This is a genomic window from Alcanivorax sp. HI0044 (assembly GCF_001634945.1).
Genome location: NZ_LWEZ01000188.1, coordinates 1 through 1,088 on the forward strand (window position 1 = coordinate 1; position 1,088 = coordinate 1,088).

Below are 1,088 nucleotides of genomic sequence, written 5' to 3' on the forward strand. Positions count from 1 at the left end.
GCCCTGATTGGCCATGCGCAGGGTTTCATCATTGATGAAGCGATACATATCCCGCTGCGTGCTGATATGCTCATTGACCTTGTCCTTTCCCCACACTGGCCAGTGGTGCATGGCGTACATCACTTCCACTTCATCACCCCACATGTCCAGCGCCTGATTCAGATACTTGGACCAGGCCAGCGGATCGCGGATCTTGGCGCCACGCAGCGAGTAGGTGTTATGCAGCGTATGAGTCGAATCTTCAGCGGTATTGAGCGCTTTCTTTTCCTTGATGTAATAGAGCATCTCGGACGGCGCCTCAGAACCTGGCGCATTCAGAAACTCATACGTCAGCCCGTCAATCTTGTGGACTTCACCGGTCTTTTCAATGATTTTGGTGGGAGGAATCAGAGTAACCGTACCGGCTGAGGTGGTGGTCCCCAACCCGGCGCCCACTTGACCTTGCGGGCTGGGCGGCAGCAGGTTGCCATACATGTAACTGGCGCGGCGACTCATGACATTACCGGCCATCACATTCTCGGCAACAGCGGCATCCAGAAAGCCCACCGGCGCATAGATGTCCACCTTGCCCGCGTTGACATCCGCTTCATCGACCACACCACGAACGCCACCATAGTGATCCACATGGCTGTGGGTATAAATCACAGCGACCACCGGTTTTTTCGGGCGATGCTCGTAATAGAGGTCCAGCGCCACCTTGGCGGTTTCTGCAGACACCAACGGATCCATGATGGTCAGGCCTTTCTCGCCTTCCACAATCGTCATGTTGGAAAGGTCGAGATTACGAACCTGATAAATCCCGTCGGTCACTTCAAATAACCCGGAAATATTCAACAACTGGGATTGGCGCCACAGACTCGGGTTAACTGTTTCCGGTGCTTCCGAGCCTTCCTCAATAAAATCATACTTGGCCGGATCCCAACCCATACCGGATTGCCCTCTTCACCCTTGATCATTTCCTTGGGAAGCGGCGCGATGAATCCCTTATGGGCCAGCTCGAAAGACGTGTTATCCGAGAACGGCAAGTACTCTTTCAGCGCCTGATTACTTTCCTTGGTGGCCGCTTCAGCGGGCTTGGGCCCTTCTTT

1 protein-coding gene is annotated in these 1,088 nt (G+C 54.2%); it reads right to left on the reverse strand.

Annotation, left to right across the window (positions count from 1 at the left end; genetic code table 11):
* Window positions 1-927 (reverse strand): alkyl/aryl-sulfatase (locus A3730_RS02235; RefSeq protein WP_197477231.1); only part of this gene is annotated, 927 nt, incomplete at its 3' end.
* Window positions 928-1,088: the final 161 nt, after the last annotated feature.